The organism is Isoptericola sp. NPDC055063 (genome assembly GCF_053608125.1).
This window is the reverse complement of record NZ_JBSGUW010000003.1, coordinates 61,998-85,179: the sequence shown is the minus strand read 5'-3', so window position 1 is coordinate 85,179 and position 23,182 is coordinate 61,998. Positions and strand designations below refer to the sequence as shown.

The 23,182-nt window shown below is 76.3% G+C and carries 21 protein-coding genes and 1 other RNA gene; 9 read left to right on the top strand and 13 right to left on the bottom strand.

Translation table 11 applies throughout. The annotated features are described in order from the left end of the window. Nucleotides 1-7: 7 nt before the first annotated feature. Complete coding sequence (locus tag ACWF41_RS04315) at nucleotides 8-859, bottom strand: alpha/beta fold hydrolase (RefSeq protein WP_380318748.1); 852 nt, start codon at nucleotides 857-859, stop codon at nucleotides 8-10. Nucleotides 860-933: 74 nt separating this feature from the next. Beyond that, nucleotides 934-1,131, bottom strand: coding sequence for an SPOR domain-containing protein (locus ACWF41_RS04310; protein ID WP_380318750.1), 198 nt, complete (start codon nucleotides 1,129-1,131; stop codon nucleotides 934-936). A 28-nt stretch (nucleotides 1,132-1,159) separates the two neighbouring features. Here ACWF41_RS04310 and ppgK point away from each other — a divergent pair, with 28 nt between their 5' ends. Then, complete coding sequence (gene ppgK, locus ACWF41_RS04305; protein ID WP_380318753.1) at nucleotides 1,160-1,927, top strand: polyphosphate--glucose phosphotransferase; 768 nt, start codon at nucleotides 1,160-1,162, stop codon at nucleotides 1,925-1,927. Nucleotides 1,928-1,958: 31 nt separating this feature from the next. Here the strand turns inward: ppgK and ACWF41_RS04300 are convergent, their stop codons facing one another. The 3 genes from ACWF41_RS04300 to ACWF41_RS04290 form a co-directional block, all read right to left on the bottom strand. Further along, complete coding sequence (locus tag ACWF41_RS04300; protein ID WP_380318756.1) at nucleotides 1,959-2,345, bottom strand: STAS domain-containing protein; 387 nt, start codon at nucleotides 2,343-2,345, stop codon at nucleotides 1,959-1,961. Between the two features lie 195 nt (nucleotides 2,346-2,540). Next, complete coding sequence (locus tag ACWF41_RS04295) at nucleotides 2,541-2,876, bottom strand: SHOCT domain-containing protein (protein ID WP_380346817.1); 336 nt, start codon at nucleotides 2,874-2,876, stop codon at nucleotides 2,541-2,543. A gap of 122 nt (nucleotides 2,877-2,998) precedes the next feature. Continuing rightward, nucleotides 2,999-3,910, bottom strand: a complete 912-nt coding sequence (locus tag ACWF41_RS04290; RefSeq protein WP_380316640.1) for a DUF6325 family protein — start codon at nucleotides 3,908-3,910, stop codon at nucleotides 2,999-3,001. Nucleotides 3,911-4,281: 371 nt separating this feature from the next. On the opposite strand from ACWF41_RS04290, the gene ACWF41_RS04285 reads away from it, so the two are divergent. Continuing rightward, on the top strand, nucleotides 4,282-6,951 hold the full coding sequence (locus ACWF41_RS04285; protein ID WP_380316637.1) for a LuxR C-terminal-related transcriptional regulator: 2,670 nt from the start codon (nucleotides 4,282-4,284) through the stop codon (nucleotides 6,949-6,951). Here the strand turns inward: ACWF41_RS04285 and ACWF41_RS04280 are convergent. Beyond that, a complete protein-coding gene (locus ACWF41_RS04280; RefSeq protein ID WP_380316634.1) occupies nucleotides 6,948-9,641 on the bottom strand; it encodes a cation-translocating P-type ATPase in 2,694 nt (897 codons plus the stop codon). The two genes, ACWF41_RS04285 and ACWF41_RS04280, sit on opposite strands and share 4 nt — an antisense overlap. Before the next feature lie 202 nt (nucleotides 9,642-9,843). On the opposite strand from ACWF41_RS04280, the gene ACWF41_RS04275 reads away from it, so the two are divergent. Continuing rightward, nucleotides 9,844-10,227, top strand: a complete 384-nt coding sequence (locus ACWF41_RS04275; protein WP_380316631.1) for a hypothetical protein — start codon at nucleotides 9,844-9,846, stop codon at nucleotides 10,225-10,227. A gap of 152 nt (nucleotides 10,228-10,379) precedes the next feature. Here ACWF41_RS04275 and rnpB read toward each other — a convergent pair. The 3 genes from rnpB to ACWF41_RS04260 all read right to left on the bottom strand — a co-directional run bounded on the left by rnpB (nucleotide 10,380) and on the right by ACWF41_RS04260 (nucleotide 11,897). After that, an RNA gene (gene rnpB / locus ACWF41_RS04270) (RNase P RNA component class A) lies at nucleotides 10,380-10,784 on the bottom strand. Between the two features lie 50 nt (nucleotides 10,785-10,834). Further along, nucleotides 10,835-11,218, bottom strand: coding sequence for a tautomerase family protein (locus ACWF41_RS04265; RefSeq protein ID WP_380316628.1), 384 nt, complete (start codon nucleotides 11,216-11,218; stop codon nucleotides 10,835-10,837). Between the two features lie 67 nt (nucleotides 11,219-11,285). Continuing rightward, the gene (locus ACWF41_RS04260) at nucleotides 11,286-11,897 is read right to left on the bottom strand and encodes a PadR family transcriptional regulator (RefSeq protein ID WP_380316625.1); all 612 of its coding nucleotides are present in this window, start codon (nucleotides 11,895-11,897) and stop codon (nucleotides 11,286-11,288) included. Between the two features lie 66 nt (nucleotides 11,898-11,963). Here ACWF41_RS04260 and ACWF41_RS04255 point away from each other — a divergent pair, with 66 nt between their 5' ends. From ACWF41_RS04255 to ACWF41_RS04245, 3 genes are all read left to right on the top strand, one after another. After that, a complete protein-coding gene (locus tag ACWF41_RS04255) occupies nucleotides 11,964-13,157 on the top strand; it encodes an FAD-dependent monooxygenase (RefSeq protein WP_380316622.1) in 1,194 nt (397 codons plus the stop codon). A 34-nt stretch (nucleotides 13,158-13,191) separates the two neighbouring features. Further along, nucleotides 13,192-14,028: a YaaA family protein gene (locus tag ACWF41_RS04250; protein WP_380316619.1), complete on the top strand. Its 837-nt coding sequence runs from the start codon at nucleotides 13,192-13,194 to the stop codon at nucleotides 14,026-14,028. Between the two features lie 77 nt (nucleotides 14,029-14,105). Next, a complete protein-coding gene (locus ACWF41_RS04245) occupies nucleotides 14,106-14,444 on the top strand; it encodes a TfoX/Sxy family protein (protein ID WP_380316616.1) in 339 nt (112 codons plus the stop codon). A gap of 39 nt (nucleotides 14,445-14,483) precedes the next feature. Here the strand turns inward: ACWF41_RS04245 and ACWF41_RS04240 are convergent, their stop codons facing one another. The 4 genes from ACWF41_RS04240 to ACWF41_RS04225 are packed head-to-tail and all read right to left on the bottom strand — an operon-like array spanning nucleotide 14,484 to nucleotide 18,658. Then, nucleotides 14,484-15,176, bottom strand: a complete 693-nt coding sequence (locus ACWF41_RS04240) for a histidine phosphatase family protein (RefSeq protein ID WP_380316613.1) — start codon at nucleotides 15,174-15,176, stop codon at nucleotides 14,484-14,486. Then, a complete protein-coding gene (locus ACWF41_RS04235) occupies nucleotides 15,176-15,925 on the bottom strand; it encodes a zinc ribbon domain-containing protein (protein WP_380316610.1) in 750 nt (249 codons plus the stop codon). The genes ACWF41_RS04240 and ACWF41_RS04235 overlap by 1 nt, the downstream gene beginning before the upstream one ends. A 47-nt stretch (nucleotides 15,926-15,972) precedes the next feature. Continuing rightward, nucleotides 15,973-16,872 (bottom strand): Nif3-like dinuclear metal center hexameric protein, encoded by a 900-nt coding sequence (locus ACWF41_RS04230; RefSeq protein ID WP_380316607.1) that lies wholly within the window; start codon nucleotides 16,870-16,872, stop codon nucleotides 15,973-15,975. Between the two features lie 25 nt (nucleotides 16,873-16,897). After that, nucleotides 16,898-18,658 carry a bifunctional 3'-5' exonuclease/DNA polymerase gene (locus ACWF41_RS04225; RefSeq protein ID WP_380316604.1) on the bottom strand — a complete coding sequence of 587 codons (1,761 nt, stop codon included), beginning with the start codon at nucleotides 18,656-18,658 and terminating at the stop codon, nucleotides 16,898-16,900. A 139-nt stretch (nucleotides 18,659-18,797) separates the two neighbouring features. Here ACWF41_RS04225 and ACWF41_RS04220 point away from each other — a divergent pair, with 139 nt between their 5' ends. The 3 genes from ACWF41_RS04220 (at nucleotide 18,798) to ACWF41_RS04210 (ending at nucleotide 23,174) form a co-directional block, all read left to right on the top strand. Next, the gene (locus ACWF41_RS04220) at nucleotides 18,798-20,198 is read left to right on the top strand and encodes a dihydrolipoyl dehydrogenase family protein (RefSeq protein WP_380316601.1); all 1,401 of its coding nucleotides are present in this window, start codon (nucleotides 18,798-18,800) and stop codon (nucleotides 20,196-20,198) included. Nucleotides 20,199-20,245: 47 nt separating this feature from the next. After that, entirely contained in the window at nucleotides 20,246-20,839 is a 594-nt protein-coding gene (locus ACWF41_RS04215) for a GNAT family N-acetyltransferase (protein WP_380316598.1), read from the top strand. Between the two features lie 94 nt (nucleotides 20,840-20,933). Beyond that, entirely contained in the window at nucleotides 20,934-23,174 is a 2,241-nt protein-coding gene (locus ACWF41_RS04210) for an ATP-binding protein (protein ID WP_380316596.1), read from the top strand. Nucleotides 23,175-23,182: the final 8 nt, after the last annotated feature.

Here is a 23,182-nt window from a genome sequence, read left to right as displayed (position 1 = left end):
GACGCCGCTACCCGTCCTCCAGGGCGAGCATCGCCGCCGCCACCCCGCCCGCGTCCTCGTCCGGGACCGCCGTCGACGCGTCCTCGAGCACCAGCAGCCGCGCGCCCGAGATCTCGCGGGCGAGCGCGTCCGCGTTGCCGACCGGGAAGAACGGGTCACGCCGGCCGTGCACCACCAGCGCCGGCACGGCGACCTCCGAGAGGCGCTCCCGCCACCGCGGCGAGCAGTCGAGCACGGCGAACACCGTGCCCAGCTGGTTGGCCCGCTGCACGGCGGGGGCCGTGCCCGGCGTGCGGTCCCAGACGCGCCCGGCGAGAGCGCGGGCCGCCGCCGGGTCGTCCCCGAGAATCTCGGCGCTCGCGGCGGCATGCTCGGCGACGGCCTCCCGGTCCGCCCAGTCCGGCATCGGCCGCGAGAACAGCCGGCCCATCGTCGCGGCGTCGTGGTCGGGCAGGTCGTCGTCGACCGGTCCCGGCGCGACGGCGCGCGTCCCCACCAGCGTCAGCGCCGCGAACGCCTCCGGGTGGTCGAGCGCGGCGACCTGGGCGACCATGCCGCCGACGCCGACGCCCGCCAGGTGGGCCAGCCGGTCGTCCAGCTCCCGGGCGAGCGCCGCGGCGTCGGCGGCGAGGTCGCGCAGGGTGTAGCCCGGGGCATCCGGATCAGCCGTCGTCGACGCGCCCGCGTCCCGCAGGTCGTACCGCACGACGTGCCGCCCTCCGCGGGCCACCGCCTCGCACACCGCGTCGGGCCACGAGAGCATCGTCGTCCCGCCCGCGCACAGGACCAGCGGAGCCGCCGCGTCCCCGAAGTGCTCCACGCCCAGCCGGACGCCGTTCGCCTCGACAGTCGTCGTCATGCGGAGGTCGACCCCGCGCGGGGCGTGGACTCATCGGCCGTCAGGTCCATCCACCCTCGAGCGGGGCGCCGCCGTCAGGCCTTGCCGCGCCAATCGGCGTCCTCGTCCTCCCACGCGTCGTTGCGGCGCTGCGCCGAGTCCAGGGCGTTGCGGGCCGCCTCCCGCGTCGGATACGGGCCCATCCGGTGGCTCCAGCTGGAACGGTCGCGGCTCTCCTCGACCTCGCCGGTCTTGGTGTTGTACCAGTACTGCACCGGGCTTGTGTCGCTCATAGGACGATCCTGCCTCAAGATAGGGCCCATGGTGGAGGCAGCGCAGCCGGTCGCGTTCGGCATCGACATCGGCGGGTCCGGGATCAAGGGGGCTCCCGTCGACCTCGCGACGGGAGAGTTCGCGGACGAGCGCCGCCGCATCCCCACCCCCGAACGGTCGACCCCGGAAGCCGTGGCCGGCGTGCTGGCCGAGCTGATCGACTCCTTCGACCTCCCGCAGCACGTGCCCGTCGGCGTCGCCTTCCCCGCCCCGATGGACCACGGCGTCGTCCGATTCATCGCCAACCTGCACAAGTCGTGGAAGGGCGTGGACCTGCCCGCCCTGGCCCGCGAGGCGACCGGCCGCGAGGTGACCGCCGTCAACGACGCCGACGCCGCGGGTGTCGGCGAGCAGAGGTTCGGCGCCGCGCAGGGGCGCGACGGCGTCGTCCTCATGGTCACGCTCGGCACCGGGATCGGGTCCGCGCTGCTCGTGGACGGCGTGCTCGTGCCGAACACGGAGCTGGGCCACCTCGAGATCGACGGGCACGACGCCGAGTCTCGTGCCGCCGAGTCCGCGCGCGAGCGGCACGACCTGTCATGGCACCAGTGGGCGGAGCGCCTGCAGCGCTACTTCGAGACGGTCGAGATGCTGCTCGCCCCCGAGCTCATCGTCGTCGGGGGCGGGGTGAGCAAGCACCACGAGAAGTTCCTGCCGCTGCTCCACCTGCGCGCGCCGATCATCCCCGCCACGCTGCGCAACCGCGCCGGCATCGTCGGGGCCGCCGCGCTCGCGGCGAGCGGCCGCGACCACTGACGCACGCCCGCCGACGCGGGAATCGGGGCGGTCAGCCCGCCAGGCTGTGCGGGGCCGTGGGCGTGGGAGCCGTCGGGACCCGACCCCAGTCGGCGCCGGTCTCCGGCGGCACGTCGAGCTCGAGCATCCGCAGCACGTCCAGCACCGCGGCCGGCGGCCGGTGCAGCGAGACGCGCAGCCCCTCGTCGCGGCCGATACGGCAGAGCTGGACGAGGAACGCCACCCCGGCGGAGTCGATGAAGGTCACCCGCGAGGTGTCGACGACCACGGGAAGATCCCGCTCGAACGCCCGCGCGAGCGCCGCGCTCGCCTCGTTGCGCAGGGCGATGTCGATCTCGCCCCACATGTCCACCACGCTCACGTCGGTGCGCTCCACGAGGGCGATGCCCCCGGCCTGAGCCTCGTCGGTGAAAGTCACTGCCACACCTTCGTCCCACACGTTCTGCGTCCTGCGTGCCACGGTCTCGGGCACTGCGTTCCGGACTCGCGACCTCGTCGTCGCGACGCCCGCAACGCTACACCGCTGCGAACCTTGTGCGGAACCTCGCCAGAGACTTTCTTTACCGACCGTTCACAGAGCACGGCGTCATGGTGCGTCCCGCGCCCCGGATCGCTACGTCCCGAGGATCCGGGCCTTCTGCGCCGCGAACTCGGCGTCCGTGAGGACTCCCTGCTGCCTCAGCTCCGCCAGGTCGCGGAGCTGGGCGATGATCGCGTCCTGCCCGCCGGACGGCGCGGGTGGCGCCGGAGCGGGCGGCGGGGGCGGGGCGTAGGCGGGCTGGGCGTACGCAGGCGCCGGCGGGTACCCGCCGTACCCCGCCTCCTGGGCACGCTGGGCGTCCTGCGCGGCCCAGCGCCCCTGCTGACGGCGCTGCACGCGCCCGGACACGGCGCTGGCCGTGCCGGCGACGACGGCGGTCCGGGCGACGCCCCGGAGCAGACCGGGCATGTCGACCTCCTCGGGTCGGCGCCGCCGGCCGACCGGCCGGCGGCGGATGGTGTGGGGGTCTACGAAAAGGGGGGTGCCGACACGCGGGCGCGGCGCCGACGTCGGGTCAGCGGGCCGTCGGGTCAGCGGGCCTCGGCCGCCTCCAGCGCCCCGAGGAGTGACTGGACCGGGATCCGGCCGCTGGCGACGAGCAGACCCCCGCCGCGACGCAGCGCGGCGGCGAACGGCCCCGCCCACGCGTTCTCGTAGACGAGGACGCCGGCGGAGCTGCCCGGGTCGAGCACTCCCCCCGCCTCCGTGAGGTCGTCCTCGTCGAGCAGGCCCGACGACGCGCCACGGAACACCGACACGTCGAAGTCCCCCTCGACCTCGATGTCCTCCAGGTCGACCGTCGTCACCACCCCGTCCGCGCTCTTGCGGACGAAGACGAGGTCGAGCACGCGGATGATCCCGCGGTCCACGAGGTCGACGAGGAGCGGCAGCGCGCGCCCGTCGAGCCGGTTCTGCGGGAACTCCACGACGAGGTAGTCGATGGGGCCCATCTCGTCGGATCCCGTGCCCTCGACTGTCGGGTCCATGGGTGGTCCTCCCGTCCGCGGGCCGCGCGCCACGACCGCCGCCCTGCTCCGTGCCCCACGGTGCCGCGCGAGGGCCGACCCGTCCTCACCCGCGGCGGGTGAGGGTGCGCCGTCGAGGGCGGCGAGCAGCGCGCCCAGGTCCGCCTCCCGCACCCGGAGTGAGGTGACCGCGGCGGGCGCCGCCGCCTCGACGCCGTCCAGCATCCCCCGCACCACCGGGCCGATCGGCCCGCGCACGACGATCTCGACGTCCGCGGGCCGGGCCGGGACCGTCCGCAGCTCGACCAGCTCCAGCCCCAGGGCGGCCATCCGGTGCAGCAGCCCGTACAGCGCGGACTGGTCACGGACGGACACGTCGAGGACCGTGCGGGTCCGGGCACGAGCAGCGCCCAGCTCCACCAGGCTCGCGGCGTCGCCGCCCACCCGGCCCACGACCGTCAGCTCGACCCACAGCATGCCGACCACCTGCCCGCCCGACCCGTACGACCCACCCCTGCCCCGCGGGTGAACTTTCGCCGCGGCCGTGCGCCGTGCCGGGGGTCCGCGGCTCGCCGGCCACCGGCCCCGGGGCACGCTCCCCGACCGCCGCCGCCCGGGCCGTGCGTGGCTCCCGGGCGCGGGCACCACGCCCTTGAGCAGCGGCGTCGTCCCGACGCTACCGAGGGGACGCACCGCGCGCGTCACCCCGCCCGGGTGACGCGGACCGGCCCGCACCGCCCGTCGCCCAGGGCCACCGCGGCGCGCCCCGGGCCCGGCGCCCCGCCCGCCCCGGCCACGACGTCCGGCGAGGGCGCGCGAGGTGCCGAGGGCGGTCCTAGCCTGCGGCCATGGCCGCCGTGGGCACCCGCCGCGCGCCGGAGGACCGGGCCCGCAGGCTCGACGCCTCCGGGCCGTTGCGCGCCCGTACGGCCGTGCCTCCGCCGTCCCCCGGCGCGGTCGCCCGGCCGCGCGTCGACCGACTCCTGGCCGACACCGGGCAGAGACGTCTCACCCTCGTCTCGGCGGGCCCCGGCTGGGGCAAGACCACGACCGTGGCCGCCTGGGCGCGCGGGCCGGGGGCGACACAGGTCGCCTGGCTCACCCTCGAGGCGGCCGACCGCGCGCCGACCGCCTTCTGGGCCGACGTCCTGGTGGCCCTGCGCCGCTCGGGTGCCGTCCCGGCCGGCCATCCGCTCCGCGCGATCTCCGTGCCGTCGAGGCTCTCCCCCGACCTGGTGCGCCGGATCTTGCTCGCCGTGGACCTGCTGCCCGAGCCGGCCGTCCTCGTGCTGGACGATTTCCACCTCGCGGGGCCGAAGGTGCTCGAGACGGTCGACGACCTGCTGCGCTACCCGCTGCCCCTGCACCTCGTGATCCTCACCCGCTTCGACCCCGCACTGAGCCTGCAGCGGCTGCGCGCCCAGGGCGAGGTCACCGAGCTCGGCGCGGGAGACCTCGCCCTCGATCCCACCGAGACCGGGTCGCTCGCCGCCGTCGCGGGGCAGGCCCTCGGCGCCGAGGACGTCGACAGGCTGCTCGCCGAGACCGGCGGGTGGCCCGTCGGCGTCCGGCTGCACCTCGACGCCTCCGACGACCCCGTCCGCCGCGACCGGGCGCAACGGTCGGCCGCCGAGTTCCTCCTCGCGGAGGTGCTGCAGCGCCTCGACCCGACGGCGCGGGCCTTCCTGCTGCGCACGAGCGTGACGCCGACCCTGTGCGCGGACCTCGCCGCCGTGCTCGCCCCTGGCGCCCCCGCGCCCCGGCTGCTGCGCGAGCTCGCGGCGTCGAACGGGTTCGTGGCGCGCGTCGACGCCGAGGGGTCGTGGTTCCGGTACCACCCGCTGCTGCGGGAGATGCTGCAGCAGGAGCTGCGGTTGGAGGACCCGGCCGCCAGCGCCGAGGCGCACCGCGCCGCCGCGCGCTGGTTCGCACGGCACGGCGAGGCCGTGCGCGCCCTCGACCACGCCGTCGCGTCCGCCGACTGGGCGCTCGTGGGCGACGTCTTCGTCGACGTGGCGGCGGCGCAGCTCGTCGGGCCGCGGCGTCAGGCCGTGGTCGACGCGCTCGACCGGGTGCCCTACGCGTCGCTGACGCCCACCGTCGCCCTGCACCTGTGCACCGCGACGCTGGCCCTCGTCGACGGCCGCCCCGACGGCGCGCTCCACCACCTCGGGCGCGCGCGCAAGCTGCTCGGCGACCCGGCGCAGGAGCCCGGCGCGGCAGTACTCCTGGAGGACCTCGAGGCCACCGCGGCGCGCGCCGTCGGCGACGTCGGCCGCCTCTACCGCGCCGCGGGCGCCGCGCTCGCCGCCGCCGACCGCGTGCCGCTCCCCTTCCCCGCGCTCGCGACCTACCGGTCGCTCGCGCGCGCCCACCACGAGGCCGGGCGGGCGTGGTGCGCCGTCCCGCGCCGGGACGGCGTCGCAGGCCCTGCCGGCCTGCCGGACACTCCCGAGGACGACCGGCAGGCCGCCGCCCTCGTCACCCTCGGCGCGCACGCCGCCCGGGCTCTGCAGGACGTCGCGGACGGGCGCCTCACCGGCGGCACCGACCGGGCGCGGGCCGTGGTCGACCGCGCGTCCGCGCGCGGCTGGGTCGGCCACGTGCAGACCGCGCCCGCGCTCGCCGCGCTCGCCTGGGTCGCGCTGCAGCGCGCGGAGGAGACGCGGGCCGGCACTCTGCTCGCCCAGGCCCGGGCCGCGACGTCCGGCCTGCCCGACCCGGCGCCGCAGGCCGCGGTGCACCTGCTCGAGTCGCTCCTCGCCGCGCGGCAGAGCGACGCCCGGCGGGCGCGGCGGGAGCTCGCCGCGGCCGCGGAGCCGACCGCGCCCCACCCGGTACCGCCGCTCCTCGCGGACCTCCGCGCCCGCGCCGCGACCGACGCCGCGCTGGCCGCCGGGGTGGTGCCCGGAACCCTCGGCGGCACGGCGGCCGGGGGCGCCGTCGTGCGGCCCACCCCCGTCGCCCGGGTGTGCCGCGCCCGCCTGCTGCTCGCCGCGGGGCGCAGCGGCGAGGCCCTGCGCGCCGTGCACGGGCTGGCGGCCGCCGACCCGGCCGAGGCCGACGACCTCACGCGCGTCGAGGCGGCCCTCGTCGAGGCGACCGTCCTCGTGCGGACCGGAGCCCGCCACGCCGAGCCCGCCGTCGAGCGCGCCCTGCGCGCCGCGGCCCCCGAGGTGCTCGTCGCGCCGTTCCTCACCGTCGCCGGAGCCACCCTGCGCCCGGTCGTGGCCGCGGCCGTCGCCGGCCGGGACGACCCCCTCGCCGAGCGGCTCCGCGGGGTGCTGCCCGACACCGGTGCCGGTGGGCCCCCGGCCCCGCTCGAGCCGCTCACCGCCCGCGAGCTCGCCGTCCTGGCCACGCTGCCCACGATGGCGAGCAACGTCGAGATCGCCGAGGAGCTGTTCGTCTCCGTCAACACGGTCAAGGCGCACCTCAAGGCGCTCTACCGCAAGCTCGGCGTCGGCTCGCGGCGCGACGCCGTGCGGCAGGGCCGCCGGCTGGGACTCCTGCCCTAGCCGCGCCGGTCCAGGGCGCGCAGCACCGCCTTGCCCGCCTCGACGAGGAGCAGGTACCCGAGCGCCACGAGGGCGCACACGCCCCACTGCCCGCCGTCGAGCGGCGTCGTGCCGAAGATGCGCTCCAGCCCGTCGAGCGTCGTCACGAGGAAGGTCAGCCCCAGCGCGGTGAGCATCAGCATCACGAACCGGCCGTTCGCGAGCGTGTCGTGCGACAGGACGCCGGCGCGCTGGTCTCGCCACTCCAGCGCGGCCACGACGTGCAGCAGCGACATGGCGGTCAGGCCCATCGTCGTTGCGACGGTCAGGTCGAACCGGGCCTCGCCGTAGCCCACGACGATCAGGGTGCCCGTGGCGATGAGCACCCCGCCGACCGCGAGCCGCGCCGCGAGCCCGCGCCCGATCACCGGCGCGGACGGGGAGCGCGGGCGTCGTGCCATGAGGCCCGGGGTGGGCGCGTCGAACCCGAGCCCGATCGCCAGCAGCACGTCGATCGCGAAGTTGATCCACAGGATCTGCAGCGGCGTCAGCGGCGTGCCGGCCGCCACGACGAACACGCCCGCCCCGACGAACGTGAGGATGAAGCCGATCAGCACCACCATCTGGAAGCGGATGTACTTCATGAGGTTGTCGTAGAGGCCGCGCCCGCCCTCGACGGCGGTGACGATCGTGGCGAAGTTGTCGTCGGTGAGGATCATCTCCGCGGCGTCTTTGGTGACCTCCGTGCCGGTGATCCCCATCGCGACGCCGATGTCGGCCCGCGCCAGCGCCGGAGCGTCGTTGACTCCGTCGCCCGTCATCGCGACGATCTCCCCGCGCCGCTTGAGGACGTCGACCAGGCGCACCTTGTCCTCCGGCGCGACGCGCGCCACGACGCCGATCTCGTCCACGTGCGCGTCGAGCTCGCCGTCGGACAGGGCCGCGAACTCGGCGCCCGTGAGCGCCCGGCCCGTGATGCCGAGCTGGGCGGCGATCGCGCCCGCCGTGGTCACATGGTCGCCCGTGATCATCCGCACGCGGATCCCCGCGCTCGCGCACGCGGCGATCGCGTCGCGCGCCTCGCGGCGCGGCGGGTCCACGATCCCCACGAGGGCGACCAGCTCCAACCCCCGCACGACGTCGAGCAGGTCGCCGCGCAGGGTGTCAGGGGCCACCGTGGTCCGGGCCACGGCCAGCACGCGCATGCCCTCGCCCGCCAGGGCGTCGTTCGCCTCGAGGACGCGCGCGCGGCCCTCGTCGTCGAGCAGGGCGCTGCCGCCGTCCGCCGTGAGGTAGCGGTCGGAGCGTGCGAGCAGGACGTCGGGCGCGCCCTTGACGAAGCATCGCGTCGCGCCGTCGATCTCGTGGAAGGTGGCCATGAACTTGTACTCGGCGTCGAACGGCACCTCCGCGACCCGCGGGTGCTCCCGGCGCGTCTCCTCGACGTCCAGCCCCGCCTTCGCAGCCAGCACCACCAGCGCGCCCTCGGTCGGGTCGCCGACGCACGCGCCGTCGGCCACGACGGCGTCGCTCGCGAGCGCCATCGGGAGCGCCACCTGGTCCAGCGGCGCGCCCTCGTCGCCCGCCGCCGCGAGGATCCGGCCCGTCGTCGAGTAGCCCTCCCCCTCGACGGTGAAGCGTCGGCCGGCGAGGACGAGGCGCCGCGCGGTCATCTGGTTCAGCGTGAGCGTGCCGGTCTTGTCGGAGCAGATGGCCGACGTCGAGCCGAGCGTCTCGACCGACTTGAGCCGCTTCACGATGGCGCCCGCGTCGGCGAGGTTCCGCGTGCCGAGGGACAGCAGCATCGTCACGACGGCGGGCAGGCCGGTCGGGATGGCGGCGATCGCCAGGCTGATGCCGACCACGAACAGGCTGTCGAAGTCTTCACCGCGCGTGAGGCCGAGGACCACGACCACCACCAGCGCCACGGCCGCCATCACGGTGATGATCACCGTGATCCGGTCGAGCTGACGGGTCAGCGGCGTCTTGTCCTGCTCGACGCCGCTGAGCATCCCGGAGATCCGGCCCACCTCGGTGTCCATGCCGGTGGCCGTGACGACCATCTCGCCGCGCCCGCGGGTGACCTGCGAGTTCATGTACGCCATGCCGGTGCGGTCGCCGAGCGGCGCATCGACGGCACCCACGGGGTCGATCGTCTTCGGCACGGGCGTGCTCTCCCCCGTCAGGCCCGCCTCCTCGATCTCCAGGGAGGCGGCGACCAGCAGACGCCCGTCGGCGGGCACCTTGCCGCCCGCCTCGAAGCCCACGACATCGCCGGGCACGAGCTCCTCGGCGGGCACCTGCACCTGCCGGCCGTCACGCCGCACGGTGGCCGTCATCACGAGCATCTCGCGCAGCGCCGCCACGCTCTGGGCGGCCTTGCCCTCCTGGTGCAGCCCCATGAGGGCGTTGAGCACGGTGAGGGAGAAGACGACGACGCCGGTCGTGACGTCGCCGAGCGCGACGATGCTCACCACCGCGGCGGCCACCAGCACCAGCTGCATGAGGTCGCGGTACTGGCGCAGGAACGCCTGCCAGGGCCGCTCGCGGCGCTCCTCGGCCAACGCGTTGGGGCCGTACCGGGCGCGCCGTTCGACGGCCTCCGCGGAAGTGAGCCCGCGCGCCGGGTCGACGCCGAGCTGCGCGCACACCTCCGGCCCGGTCGCGGTGTGCCAGCCGGCGGCGTGCCGGGGGATCTGCGCAGCGGTCATCGCGCCTCCTCACGGTGCGCGTCCACCCTCACAGCGACCCGGCGCGGCTGCCTCACCCGCCCCGGGTGAGCGTGCCGGCATGCCCTCCGGCCTGCGGGGACGCGACTACCCCCGGCGGGTGAGGCCGCGGCCGTCGCCCGCCCCGACAGTAGGGGTGGCCGCCACGCCGGGCGGCCGCCCCTCCGACCTGAGGAGCCCCGCGATGGACACCTTCTGGGACTGGTTCTGGCTGATGCTCTGGTGGTTCTTCCTGTTCGCCTACCTGATCATGCTGTTCCAGATCGTCGCCGACCTGTTCCGCGACCGGTCGCTCAACGGCTGGTGGAAGGCGCTGTGGGTCGTCTTCCTCATCGTGCTGCCCCTGCTGTCCGCGCTGGTCTACCTCATCGCGCGCGGCCGCGGGATGGCCGAGCGGCACCACGAGGAGCGCGTGGCGCAGAGGCAGATGACCGACGAGTACATCCGGTCGACGGTCGGCACGTCACGGTCCGCCGCCGACGACATCGCGCAGGCGAAGGCGCTGCTCGACTCCGGTGCGATCGACGCGACCGAGTTCGCACAGCTCAAGACGAAGGCCCTCGCCTGACGACGAGGAGGTCGGCGGCCTTCGAGGCGTCGACGACGACGTCGGACGCTTGCCCCTCGACGACGTCGGCGCTCACGGTCGGGTCGTCGTGCGCCGTCCGGGGGCGGTCGACCTGCTGGTCGAGCTCCAGCCGCAGGTCAGACCGTATGAAGCGGACGAGCCGGTCTGTACGCCGGGTTCTGTTCCCGCGCCCGGTTACCCGGGCGCGGGCGACGGTCATCCATCTAGGCCCTGCGTTGCCGCAGGGCTCGAGCGGTCTACCCGACTGTGCTTCTCACCAGAGAATCGGGCGGGCAACCCTCAAACACAATCTGTCTGACCTTGCTCCAGGTGGGGTTTACCGAGCCACGACCGTCACCGGCCGCGCTGGTGGTCTCTTACACCACCGTTTCACCCTTACCTACGCCGGTCGCCCGGCGTCGGCGGTCTGTTCTCTGTGGCACTGTCCCGCGGGTCACCCCGGGTGGCCGTTAGCCACCACCTCGCCCTTCGGAGCCCGGACGTTCCTCGGCGACGACGCCCGAGGGCACCGCCGACGCGACCGTCCGACCGACTCGTCCGCGTGACACAGTCTATGCGGTCCTGCCTGCGGGTTCAGACGTCGACTTCAGACGTCGACCTTGTAGCTCAGCGAGAGCTCGTCCCCCGACCGGCCACGGATGCCCCAGCTCTCGGCGGGCGACTCGATGACGACGAGCTCGACGTCGTCGGCGGCCACGCCCAGCGCGGGGGCGACGTCGTCGTAGACGCGGCGGATCAGCTCGCGCTTCGCCTCCCGCGAGCGCCCGGCGAACGCGACGATCTCGATCATCAGGTACTCGTCGGAGCGCGGGGCGACGAGGTCGCCGTCGTCCAGCAGCAGGAACCGGTGGAACCGCTTGTCCTCGGGGATCTGCCAGGCCCCGACCAGCGCCGCGTGCAGCGCGTCGGAGACCTCCGCGCGCCGCTGACCCCACACCGACCGGTTGCCGTAGACCTTCACCTGGACCATGCCCGGCGACGCTAGCCGACGGCGTCGGGACTGTCCCGGGGGCATCCCACCTGTCGGACCGGCCCGGTCAGTCGGCGCTCTCGTGGGCGGCGCTGGTGGCGCGCATCTGGTCGGCGTCCCAGGAGAGCGCGCCGGAGCGCAGGTCGGCGACGACGGCGCGCACCCACGCCAGCTCGGCGGCGGTCACGGCCACGAGGTGCTCGTTCTCCAGCATGAGCACGCGCGGCAGCCCCATCTGCGTCATGGCCTCGTCCTCGCCGGCCGCCTTCTCGAGGATCTCCTCGAGCCTCGCCGCGCGCTCCTCGAGCCGGTCGGCGACCAGCTCGGGGGCATGGAGCGAGACCACCGCGAGCACGGCGCGGAACTCGGGGAACTCCCGCGCGGGCGCCGCGAGCGCCGCGTCCATCCACCGCCAGAGCACCTCGCGGCCGGCGTCCGTGAGCGCGTACACCACGCGGGCCGGCGCGGAGTCCGCCGCGACCTTCTCCCCCGCGGTGACGTACCCGTCGCGCTCGAGGCGGTCGAGCGCCTGGTAGACGCTGTTGCTGCGCGCCACGTTGACGACGGCGTCCTTCTGGCGGGTCTTGAGCAGACGCTGCATCCGGTAGGCGTGCATCGGCTCCTCGGCCAGGAGGGCGAGCAGCACCATCGCGAGCGGCGAGCGCGGTCGATCGGTCACGGGCACAGCCTAGGGCGACGATCGACCCCCTTGCCAATTTATGGCTAGCCATTTTATGGTGTCAGCATGGAAGCACTCGTGATCGGAGGGGGCGTCGCCGGGCCGGCGACCGCCATGGCCCTCCAGAAGGCAGGCCTCGACGTCCGCGTCGTCGAGGCGTACGACCGTTCCGCGGACGACGCCGGCTCGTTCCTCACCGTGGCCCCCAACGGGCTGCACGCGCTCGAGGTGCTCGGCGTGGACCACGGCGACCTCGGGGGTTTCGACACCCCCACCATGCAGATGCGCAACGAGACCGGTCGGCTGGTGGCCACCGTCCCCCAGTCCGCACCCGGCGGCGGGGTGCGCAGCCAGACGGTGCGTCGGGCAGACCTCTACGCCGCCCTGCGCGACGCGGCGGAGCGGCGCGGCATCGCGGTCGAGCACGGTCGTCGCCTCGTCGACGCCGAGGTCCGTGCCGACGGCCGGGTCACCGCCGCGTTCGCCGACGGCAGCACGACCACGGCCGACCTGCTCGTCGGCGCCGACGGCATCCGCTCCCGCACGCGACAGATCCTCGACCCGTCAGCCCCCGCCCCGCGCTACACCGGCCTGCTCAACACCGGTGGTTACGCGCGCGGCGTGGACGTCGACGGCCCCGACGGCGTCTTCACGATGGTCTTCGGGAAGCGCGCGTTCTTCGCGTACGTCCGGCGCGGTCCGGGCGACGTGTGGTGGTTCGCCAACCTGCCCGAGCCCGCGGAGCCGTCCGACGCCGACCTCGCCGCGTGGACCCCGGACGCGTGGCGCGCCGAGCTGCGGCGCCTGTTCGCCGACGACGACTCCCCCGCGCTCGCGCTCGTCGACGCCAGCCCGACGATCGACGGCCCCTGGGCCACCCGCGACCTCCCGCAGGTGCCGGTGTGGCACCGCGGCCCGGTCGGGCTCGTCGGCGACGCCGCGCACGCGATCTCCCCGACGTCGGGGCAGGGCGCGTCGCTGGCGCTCGAGGACGGCCTCGTCCTGGCGCGCTGTCTGCGCGACCTCGGCGAGCCCGCCGCCGCGTTCGCCGCCTTCGAAGGGCTGCGCCGCCGTCGGGTGGAGCGGCTCGTCGCGCAGGCGAAGCGCACGTCGAACCTCAAGATCCCCGGCCTCGTCACCAGGACACTGCGCGACCGCGTCATCCTGCCGCTCGTGGGTCGGGCCGCCGCGCGCAGGACGCACGACTGGGTCACGGACTACCGCGTCGACTGGGACGAGCCGGTCGCCGTCCCCCGGTGACGACCCGCCGGACGCGCCCGCTTAAGGTGTCCGGGTGCTGATCTGCCTGCCGCCCTCCGAGGGCAAGACCCCCGCGCCCGTCGGCGCCGCCCCGGTCGACCTGGCCCGCCTCACGGCGGCGGAGCACCTCACCGACCAGCGGCGCGCCGTCCTCGACGCGCTCGCCGCCACGAGCGCGCGGCCGGACGCCACCGCCCTCCTGGGCGTGGGCGCGTCGCTCGTCGACGTGGTCGCGCGCAACACCGAGCTCAAGGCCGCGCCCACCGCGCCCGCGTCCCGTGTGTACACGGGCGTCCTGTACGCGGCGGCGGGCCTGGCCGACCTCCCCGACGACGTCGCGGACGTCGCCGCCCGCGACGTGCGCGTGTTCTCCGGCCTGTGGGGCGCCGTCTCCCCCGCCGACCTCATCCCCGCCTACCGCCTCTCGATGGCCGTGGACCTGCCGGGCGTCGGCAAGCTCGCCACCGCATGGCGCCCGCACCTGGCCGCCGCGCTCGACGCGCGGGCCGCGGGCGACGTCGTCGTCGACTGCCGGTCGGCCGCCTACCTCGCCGCATGGAAGCCCGCCACTACCGGCGACGACGCGACGGACTGGGTCACGGTGCGGGTCGTGCGCGAGGCCGACGGCAAGCGCACGGTCGTGTCGCACAACGCCAAGCACACGCGCGGCGTGCTCACCGGGCACCTGCTGCGCCGCTCCGGCCCCGCGCCGACCAGCGCCGACCAGCTCCTCGACGCCGCCCGCGAGCTCGACGGCCAGGTCATCGGCACGGAGGTGGGCACCGGCCTGTCGTACCGGATGGTCGAGGCGACGCTGCACGACGCCACCACGCGGCGCGGGCCGCGCACGCTCGAGGTCGTCATCGCCTGACCGCACGGGGCTACGGCGCCGGTGCGGGTACCGGTGCCGGCGGGCGGGACGTCGGGCACCCGGCGCACACTGGCCGCATGGCCTACGACGAGGACCTCGCCGCCCGCGTGCGCGACGCCGTCGGCGAGCGCGCCGACTTCACCGAGCAGAAGATGTTCGGCGGCCTGGCGTTCCTGGTGCACACGCACATGGCCGTCGGGATCACGCGCGACGAGCTGATGGTCCATGTCGGCACGGACGGCTATGACGACGCCCTCGCCGACGGCAGTCACGAGCTGCGGATGGGCGAGCGCGTCATGCGCGGCATGGTGGGGGTGCCCGCGTCGGTCACGGCCGACGAGGCAGCCCTGCACGCCTGGGTGGCGCGCGGTGTCGACCTCGCGCTCGCGACGCCGCCGAAGCCCCCGAAACGCTGACGACGGGACGGTTCTCGTGCGGCCGGTCCGGGCCCGGGATCAGACGTCGGTCGGGAACCCGGTCGCGGTGACCTCCGCGAGGGCCGGCTCGCCGTCGTCGACCGCGAACCGCAGCACGGTGAGCGAGCACGGCGGCACCCGCAGCCGCGGCCACGACGCGGGCGGGGCGCCGAGCGCGCGGCCGACGAGGGCGCGGATCGTCACGGTGTGCGCGACGACGACGCTGGTGGCGGCCGGGTCGGCCGCCGCGACCACGTCGCGCAGCCCGCCCCAGGCCCGCTCGCCCACGGCCGCGTACGACTCGCCGCCCGGCGCGGGGGTGGTGCCGGTCGCCGTCCACGCCGCGAGCTCGTCCGGCCAGCCGGCGGCGATCTCCTCCGGCGTCAGCCCCTCCCAGGCGCCGAAGTCGCCCTCGGCGAACCGCTCGTCGGTGCGCACGTGCTGCCCGGTCCGGCGCCCGATCGCGGCGGCCGTCTCCACCGCGCGCACGATCGGCGACGCGACGAGGGCGCCAGCGCGCGGCAGGTCCGGCCACAGGTCCTTGCCGATCCGGAAGACGGCGTCCGCGGCGCGCGCCGCCTGGGTGCGCCCGCGCGGGGTGAGCGGCGGGCCGGGCACGCTGCCGCCCGAGTAGGCGCGCGCCTCCGTCAGGGCGGTGACGCCGTGCCGCACCAGGACGACCGTCCGGGAGGCGGCGGGGTCCAGCGGGCTCGCCCCGGACGGGCGGGCCATCAGGCCGCCGCGCCCTCGTCGGGCAGGCGCACGAGGATGCGGCCGCACTCCTCGCAGCGCACGATCTGGTCGGCCGGGGCGCCCTTGGCGGCCGCGAGGTCGCCCGGGTTGAGCTCCAGCCGGCAGCCCTCGCACCGGCCGCCGCGCAGCGCCGCGGCGCCCACGCCGCCGAGCTGCGCCCGCAGCTTGTCGTACAGGGCGAGGAGGCCGGCGTCGAGGCCCGCCGCGGCAGCCTCGCGCTCCGCCTTGACCTTCGACCCCGTCGCGTTGATCTCCGCCCAGGCCGCGTCGCGCTCGGCGGCCGCGGCGTCCTTGGCGGCCTGGAGCTCCGCGTGGGCGGACTCGACCTCGGCGAGCGCGGCCTGGTGCGCCTCGAGGCGCTCCATGACCTCGAGCTCCGTGTCCTCCAGCACCGACTGCCGTCGCGCGAGGGACTCGAGCTCGCTGACGAGCGCCTGGGAGTCCTTCGCGGACAGGGCGCCGGAGTCGAGCTTCTGCTGGTCCTTCGTCGCGCGCGTGCGCACCTGCGCGACGTCGGCCTCCGCCTTCGCGACCTCGCGCTCGAGGTCGCCCACCGCGGTGCGGGAGTCGACGAGCGACGTGTGCAGGTCGCCCATACGACCGTCGAGCTCGGCGATCGTGGCCAGCGACGGGTGGTTCCGGCGCTGGTGGACGAGCTGCTGCAGCCGCGTGTCGAGGGCCTGGACCTCGAGCAGTCGGCGCTGGTCCTCGGACGGTGCAGTGGCCACGGGTGGGTCCTCTCGCGTGTGTTCAGCTGGTGGGGCGCCCGGCGGCGTCAACGAGCCGTGCTCGCCACCCGCGCGGTCCACGGGTCGGTGCCGATCGTGCTCACCCTGGTGGTCACCGTACCCTCTGGCAGCCGCGCCAGAAGATCCTCGGAGGCGTACCGCAGCCATGGCCACTCGCTCGCGAAGTGCGCCACGTCCACGAGGTACGGCGTCGCCGCCGCGCCGCCCGTGCCGCGGGCCTCGAAGACGGCGCGCTCGCGCAGCTCGGAGGCCGGGTGGTGGCGCAGGTCCGCGGTCACGTACACGTCGACGGCGGCCGCGCGGACGGCGTCGAACAGCGAGTCCCCCGACCCGCCCACGACGGCGGCCGTCGCGACCGGGGCGTCCGGGTCGCCCGCCACCCGCACGCCCTGCGCCGTGGCGGGCAGCACGGAGGCGACACGCTCGGCGAACGCCCCCAGCGTCGTCGGCTCGGCGAGCCGCCCCACGCGCCCGATCCCGCGCTCGACTCCGTCGGCGTCGTCGCCCACCACGAGGGGGCGCCGGTCGGCGATGCCGACGAGGTCGGCCAGCGCGTCCGCGACCCCGCGCGGCGCGGCGTCGGCGTTGGTGTGCGCGACGTACAGGCCGCAACCGGCCGTCAGCAGCCGGTGCACGACGTCGCCCTTGAAGGTCGTGGCCGCCACCGAGTGCACCGGCCGCAGGAACAGCGGGTGGTGGGTGATCAGCAGGTCCGCGCCCCACGCGATCGCCTCGTCGACGACGTCGGCCACGGGGTCGACGGCGAGCAGCACCTTGCGCACCGGCGCGGCCGGGTCGCCCAGGGCCAGCCCGACGGCGTCCCAGCCCTCCGCCGTCGCCGGCGGGTACAGGTCCTCCAGGACGGCGACGACGTCGCGCAGGGCCGGGGTGCTGGGTGCGGTGCTGTCTGCGGTGCCGGTGGCCATGGCCCGACCCTAAAGCCGGGGACGGCTACTTGGCCTCCGCGTACGAGTCGACCGTCGCGACCGTCAGCGGGAAGTCGACCGGGAAGTCGCCGAACAGCAGCCGTCCGGCCTCCTCGGCCGCGGCCCGCACCTCGGCGGCGACGGCGTCGGCGAGCTCGAGCGGCGCGTGCACCACGACCTCGTCGTGCAGGAAGAACGCGAGGTGGGGCCGGTCGGCGAACGGCGCGGGTGCCAGGCCCGCCCGGGCCCCCGGCGCCGTGCCGAGCGCCCACAGCCGACGCCGGATCGACGCCATCCAGCACAGCGCCCACTCCGCCGCCGTGCCCTGCACCACGAAGTTGCGGGTGAACCTGCCCCACGAGCGCGTGACCGACCGGGCGCGGGCCGCCGCATCCGCGCCGGCGTCGTCCGCGAACGCGCCGGCCTGCGCCTCGTCCCACGCCGAGCCGGGGGCCGGCGACGACCGCCCGAGCCACGTCGAGACCACGCCGCCGCGCTCGCCGGTGCGCGCGGCCTCCTCCACCAGCGCGATCGCGCGCGGGTACTCCCGCCCGAGCCGCGGCAGCACCTGCGCGCTGGCCCCGGTGGTTCCCCCGTACATCGCGCCGAGCATGCCCACCTTGGCGAGCTCCCGGGTGGGCACGGCCCCCGAGGCGACGATGCCGGCGTACAGGTCGCCCGCCCGGCCCGCGCCGGCCATGGCCTCGTCGCCCGCCATGCCTGCGAGCACGCGCGGCTCGAGCTGGGCGACGTCCGCCACGACGAGGCACCAGCCCGGATCCGCCACGACCGCGCGGCGCACGCCCTTCGGCAGCTGCAGCGCGCCGCCGCCCGTCGACGCCCAGCGGCCCGTGACCACGCCGCCCACCACGTACTCCGTGCGGAACCGGCCGTCGGTCACCCACTCGTCGAGCCAGTGCCAGCCGTTGGCCGTGAGCAGGCGGTAGAGGTTCTTGTACTCCAGCAGCGGCGCGACCACCGGGTGGTCGATCGTCTCCAGCTCCCACTTGCGCAGGCTGCGCGCCCCCACACCGGCGTACTGCATCGCCTTGAGCAGGTCGGGGTGGGAGTCCGGGTTGAGGGACGGCGGCGCGTCCAGGGCCGCGCGGATCTGCCGCGCGAGCTCCTCGAGCCGAGCGGGCCGCTGCCCCTCCGAGGGTCGCGGCCCCAGGGCCTCGGTGAGGATCGCGTCGTGCACGTCGCCGCGCCACGGCAGCCCGGCGTGGTGCATCTCCGCGGCCACCAGCGCGCCCGCCGACTCCCCCGCCGCGAGCAGGCGCAGCCGTCCGGGCGCCGCCGACCCGCGCACCGCGTCCTCCTGGAGCCCCAGCTCGGCGGCCGGGTCCAGCCCCTCCGCCGGGGCCGACGTCGCGGTCGTGGTCAGGGGCCCGGCGAGGTCGAAGAGGGCGTCGTCCTGCGGTGCGCGGCGAGCGCCCACCGGCAGCGCGGTGCCCGCGGGCGTCGGGGCCATCGCGTCCCAGGCCCCGGCCGGGGCGGCCGCGAGCGCCGACCCGGCGGTGGACGCGGAGTGCCGCAGGATCCGGTGCACCAGCCGCAGGTCGTGCGCGCGCTCCACGCGCACGCCCGCGCGCAGCAGGTCGGGGTACCAGCGGTTCGTGTCGTCCCACGTCCAGCGCGGGAGGGGCCCGCCACCCTGGGCGGCCTCCCCCGCCGCGACGAACTCGGGCAGGTCGGCAGCGGGCAGACCGGAGGCAGGCACGGCGCGGGGCGCACCGTCGTGCACGCGGACCGTGCCGCCGGGCCCTCGGGTCAGGACGACGTGCACGACGCCATCCTGCCGTGCGCCACCGACGCACCACGGCCGCACCACCGACGCGGTCCTCGCCGCGCGACGAGCGCGCCGATGTGGTGCGCTGGCCGAGGTCGGCGCACCCGGCCACTCACCCGCGCGCGAGGAGGTTCGCATGACGACCGAGCAGCCCGTCGAGACCGTCGACGTCGTGGTGATCGGCACCGGCCCGGGCGGGGAGGACGCGACCGGCCGGCTGGCGCGCGCGGGCCTCGACGTCGTCGCGGTCGAGGCGCGCCTGGTCGGCGGCGAGTGCCCGTACTTCGGCTGCATCCCGACCAAGATGATGGTGCGCGCGTCGGACGCGCTCGCCGAGGCCCGGCGCGCGGCCACGCTCGCCGGGAGCGTGGAGGTCACGCCGGACTGGGCGCCGGTGGCGCGGCGCGTGCGCGACGAGGCCACCGCCGACTGGGACGACACCGCCGCCGTCGAGCGGCTGGAGAAGGCGGGGGCGCGCGTCGTGCGCGGCCGCGGGCGCCTCGTCGGCCCGCGCGAGGTGGCGGTCGCCACCGCCGACGGCGAGCGCCGGTTCCGCGCGACGCGGGGCGTCGTGCTCAACCCGGGCACCGAGCCCGCCGTGCCGCCCGTCGAGGGCCTGGCCGGCACGCCGTACTGGACCAACCGGGACGCGGTGCGCGCCACCGCGGCGCCCACGTCGCTCACGGTGCTCGGCGGCGGGGCCATCGGCTGCGAGCTGGCGCAGGTCTTCGCGCGGTTCGGCACCGCCGTCGAGGTGGTCGAGGCCGGTCCGCGCCTGCTCGGCCCCGACGAGCCCGAGGCGAGCGAGCTGCTGGCCGGCCGGTTCGCCGCCGAGGGCATCGGCGTGCGCACGGACGCGAGGGCCGCCGGTGTGGGACACGACGGCTCCACGTTCACGCTCACCCTCGGCGACGGCACGCAGCTGGTCTCCGAGCGCCTGCTCGTCGCCGCCGGGCGCCGCACCGACCTGCGGGCGCTCGGGGTCGCCGCGGCCGGGATCGACGACACCGGCCGCACGATCGCCGTCGACGACCGCCTCCGCGCCGCCGACGGCGTCTGGGTGATCGGCGACGTCACGGGCAAGGGCGCGTTCACGCACGTCTCGATGTACCAGGCGCGCATCGCCGTCGCGGACATCCTCGGCACGGACGGGGACGACGCCGAGCGGGCAGACTACCGCGCCGTGCCGCACGTGACGTTCACTGACCCGGAGATCGGCGGCGTCGGGCTCACCGAGGCCGCGGCCCGCGAGGCCGGGCTCGACGTCCGCACCGGCAGCACCGACCTGGCCGCCTCCTCGCGCGGCTTCGTGCACGGGCCGGGCAACGCGGGCCTGGTGAAGCTGGTCGAGGACGCCGACGCCGGCGTGCTGGTCGGCGCGACCGTCGCCGGCCCGGCGGGCGGCGAGATCCTCGCCGTGCTCACGCTCGCCGTGCAGGCCCGGGTGCCCGTGGCCGGGCTGCGCCACATGATCTACGCCTACCCCACGTTCCACCGCGCGATCGAGAGCGCGCTGGCCGACCTCGCCGAGGCGTGACCTCGACTCGTGGCGCACCTGTCGGTACCCGCCCGTAGCGTCGCGGCGTGACCTCGCACGACAGCCCGCACGTCGCCGCCGGGACATCGGCCTCCGACCACCGCACCACCGACCGCCTCGACCTCGCGCCCGTCGCCCCCGCCGACCTGGACGCGCTGCACGACCTGCACGCCGACCCGCGCGTCTGGGTGCACTTCCCCGTCGGGCGGCACACCAGCCGCGAGCAGACCGCCGCCCAGCTGGAGGACTTCGCGGCCGACTGGGCGCGCGACGGCATCGGCTACTGGACGACGCGGCGACGCGACGACGGCGCGTTCGTCGGGATCGGCGGCGTGCGGCTGCGGCCCACCGGGGCGCTCAACCTCTACTACCGCCTGTCCCCCGAGCAGCAGGGCCACGGGTTCGCCGTCGAGCTCTCCCGCGCGGCCCTCGACCTCGCCGCGGAGCGTCTGCCCGACGTCCCCGTCGTCGCATTCCTGCTGGAGCACAACGCCGCGTCGCGCGCGACGGCGCAGCGGGCGGGGCTGCGGCTCGTGTGGCGCGGGCCCGATGCCGGCAACCCCGACCCCGACGCCGTACGGCTCGTCCTCGCCGACCGCGACCTCGACGACGCCGTGCTCGCGGCGGTCGCCCGGACCTGAGCGCCGCGCGCCCGGCAAGGTGCCCGGCCCGGGCACTCCCGCACTTCCGCTCCTAGACTGGTCGGCGCCAGCCGGCCGACGGGGGGGTGGGCACGTGCGCGGCGAGCGCGATGACGCCTGGCCGGGGATGCGGGACGACCTGACGCGGTTCGTCGGCAGGGCGGCGGAGATCACGGACACCGTCCAGCTGCTGCGCGAGCACCGTCTCGTCACGATGGTCGGGGCCCCGGGCGCCGGCAAGACGCGGCTCGCGCTCCAGGTCGCGCGGGCGGCGGGCGGCGCGTTCCGCGACGGTGTCCGGACGATCGGCCTCGCGGCCGTGACCGGCCCGGACGACCTCGCGCCCGCGGTCGCGGCGGCCCTGGGGGTCGGGGACGACGGCGACGCGGCCGTGGAGGACGCGCTGGTCGACGCCCTCGGGCCCGCCGAGCTGCTCCTGCTGCTCGACAACGGCGAGCACGTGGCGGGCCGGCTCGCGGGCCTGATCGGCCGCGTCCTCGTGGCCGCGCCCCGCGTCCGCGTCCTGGTCACCAGCCGGGTCCCGCTGGCCGTGCCCGGCGAGCGGCTGAGCCAGGTGCCGCCCCTGTCCCCCGGCGAGGCCGCCGAGCTCTTCACCGACCGCGCAGCCCTCGTGACCGACCTCGTGCTCGACGACGACGGCCAGGACCACGTCCGGCGGATCTGCGAGCGGCTGGACGGTCTCCCCCTCGCGATCGAGCTCGTGGCCCGGCGGGCCCGGGCCCTGTCCCTGCCCGACCTGCTGCACGAGCTCGACGGCGGGCTCGCGGCGCCACGCGCCGAGAATGCCCGCGGGCGACCGCTCGGCACGATGACCGCCACCGTCGCGTGGAGCCTCCGGCTCCTCACTCCGCCCCAGGCCGCGCTCTTCGAGGAGCTCTCGGTGCTCGTCGGCGACTTCGACGCCGCCGCGGCCCAGGCGGTCGCGGGGTCGATCGGGCCCTCGCTCGACGACCTCGCCGCGCTGGTGGACCACTCGCTCGTGCGGGCCCTCCCCTCCGCGGCGGGAGGGCTGCGGTACCGCGTGCTGGAACCCCTGCGCCAGCACGGCGCGGCGCTGCTCGCCGCGCGCGGCGACGCCGACGTCGTCCGTCGCCGGCACGCCGAGCACTTCCTGGCGCTCGCGCGGCGCGCGGACCGCGCCCTGATGCGGGAGGACGGCCACCTCTGGTACCCGGAGCTGGCGCGCGCCGAGCGGAACGTCCTCGCCGCCGTGGGCTGGGCTCGCGAGCTGCCCACCGACCTCGCGCTGCAGCTCGTGACCCCGCTGGTGGGCTTCTGGGACCACCGCGGTTCGGTCAACGAGGGCCGGGCGCGCGTCGACGACCTGCTGCACCGCGGCGCGCCGTCGCCCCGCACCCGGGCCGAGGCGCTCCTCGCGCTCGCCCACCTCGGGTACCGGCAGGGCCGCTACGCCGAGGCGCTGGGCCACGCGCGCGAGGTCGTCGACCTCATGCGCGGGCTCGACGACGACGACGGCGTCGCGCGCGGGCTCCGCGCCCTGGCCATGGCCGCGGCGGGGGCCGAGGACGCCCCCCTCGCCGTCCGGGCAGGCGAGGAGAGCGTCGCGCTCTTCCGTGCGCTCGGCGACCGGCAGGCCGAGGCGTGGTCGGACACCGTGCTCGGGCTGGCCCGCTTCGTCGCCGGCGACGTCGACGGGGGCGCCGAGGCGGACGCCGACGCGCTCCGGGTGCTCGAGTCCTGCGGGCCGGTGCCGGCCGTGTCGCGCCGCACCCACATGGGGCTGACGTACGCCGCCGACCGGCGGCACGACGTCGCAGGTCACCGGCGGCACCTCGCGGCGACCATCGCCGACCTGCGGCTCATGGGCGCCCTCGACGGCGACACCGAGTGGATGTGGTCGGCCGCGACGCTCGCGCAGCGCGAGGGCCGCCCGGCCGCCACCCTGCGGGTCGCCGGGGCCGCGCGCGCCCGCGGCCGGCACGGCAGCCTCCTGCCTCCGGTCGCCGCGACCGTCGCGCGCGAGGCGCTCGAGGCCGCCCAGGCCCGCGTGGGGCAACGCGAGGCGGACCGTCTGCTCGCCGCCGGCGAGGAGCTGCCGGTCGAGGACGTCGTCGCGGAGGCGCTCGCCGAGCCGCCCGTCCCCGCCTCCCCGCTGTCGGACCGCGAGCTCGAGATCGCCCGGCTGACGGGGCACGGGCTCAGCAACGTCGAGATCGCCGCGGCGCTCGTCATCTCGCGGCGGACGGTCGAGACGCACCAGGAGCACGTGCGCCGCAAGCTGGGCCTGACCACCCGGTTCGAGGTCATGGCCTGGGCGATGGCCCGCGAGGAGGCCGGCGGCGGCACCCGATGATCCGTGCG

Bases quoted from the DNA above. Each gene is read 5' to 3' on its own strand.
- ACWF41_RS04255 (WP_380316622.1), top strand. From the start codon at position 11,964: ATGGAAGCACTCGTGATCGGAGGGGGCGTCGCCGGGCCGGCGACCGCC.
- ACWF41_RS04280 (WP_380316634.1), bottom strand. From the start codon at position 9,641: ATGACCGCTGCGCAGATCCCCCGGCACGCCGCCGGCTGGCACACCGCG.
- ACWF41_RS04310 (WP_380318750.1), bottom strand. From the start codon at position 1,131: ATGAGCGACACAAGCCCGGTGCAGTACTGGTACAACACCAAGACCGGC.
- ACWF41_RS04285 (WP_380316637.1), top strand. From the start codon at position 4,282: ATGGCCGCCGTGGGCACCCGCCGCGCGCCGGAGGACCGGGCCCGCAGG.
- ACWF41_RS04245 (WP_380316616.1), top strand. From the start codon at position 14,106: ATGGCCTACGACGAGGACCTCGCCGCCCGCGTGCGCGACGCCGTCGGC.
- ACWF41_RS04265 (WP_380316628.1), bottom strand. From the start codon at position 11,218: ATGGTCCAGGTGAAGGTCTACGGCAACCGGTCGGTGTGGGGTCAGCGG.
- ACWF41_RS04290 (WP_380316640.1), bottom strand. From the start codon at position 3,910: ATGCTGTGGGTCGAGCTGACGGTCGTGGGCCGGGTGGGCGGCGACGCC.
- ACWF41_RS04230 (WP_380316607.1), bottom strand. From the start codon at position 16,872: ATGGCCACCGGCACCGCAGACAGCACCGCACCCAGCACCCCGGCCCTG.
- ACWF41_RS04220 (WP_380316601.1), top strand. From the start codon at position 18,798: ATGACGACCGAGCAGCCCGTCGAGACCGTCGACGTCGTGGTGATCGGC.
- ACWF41_RS04295 (WP_380346817.1), bottom strand. From the start codon at position 2,876: ATGCCCGGTCTGCTCCGGGGCGTCGCCCGGACCGCCGTCGTCGCCGGC.
- ACWF41_RS04275 (WP_380316631.1), top strand. From the start codon at position 9,844: ATGGACACCTTCTGGGACTGGTTCTGGCTGATGCTCTGGTGGTTCTTC.
- ACWF41_RS04240 (WP_380316613.1), bottom strand. From the start codon at position 15,176: ATGGCCCGCCCGTCCGGGGCGAGCCCGCTGGACCCCGCCGCCTCCCGG.
- ACWF41_RS04315 (WP_380318748.1), bottom strand. From the start codon at position 859: ATGACGACGACTGTCGAGGCGAACGGCGTCCGGCTGGGCGTGGAGCAC.
- ppgK (WP_380318753.1), top strand. From the start codon at position 1,160: ATGGTGGAGGCAGCGCAGCCGGTCGCGTTCGGCATCGACATCGGCGGG.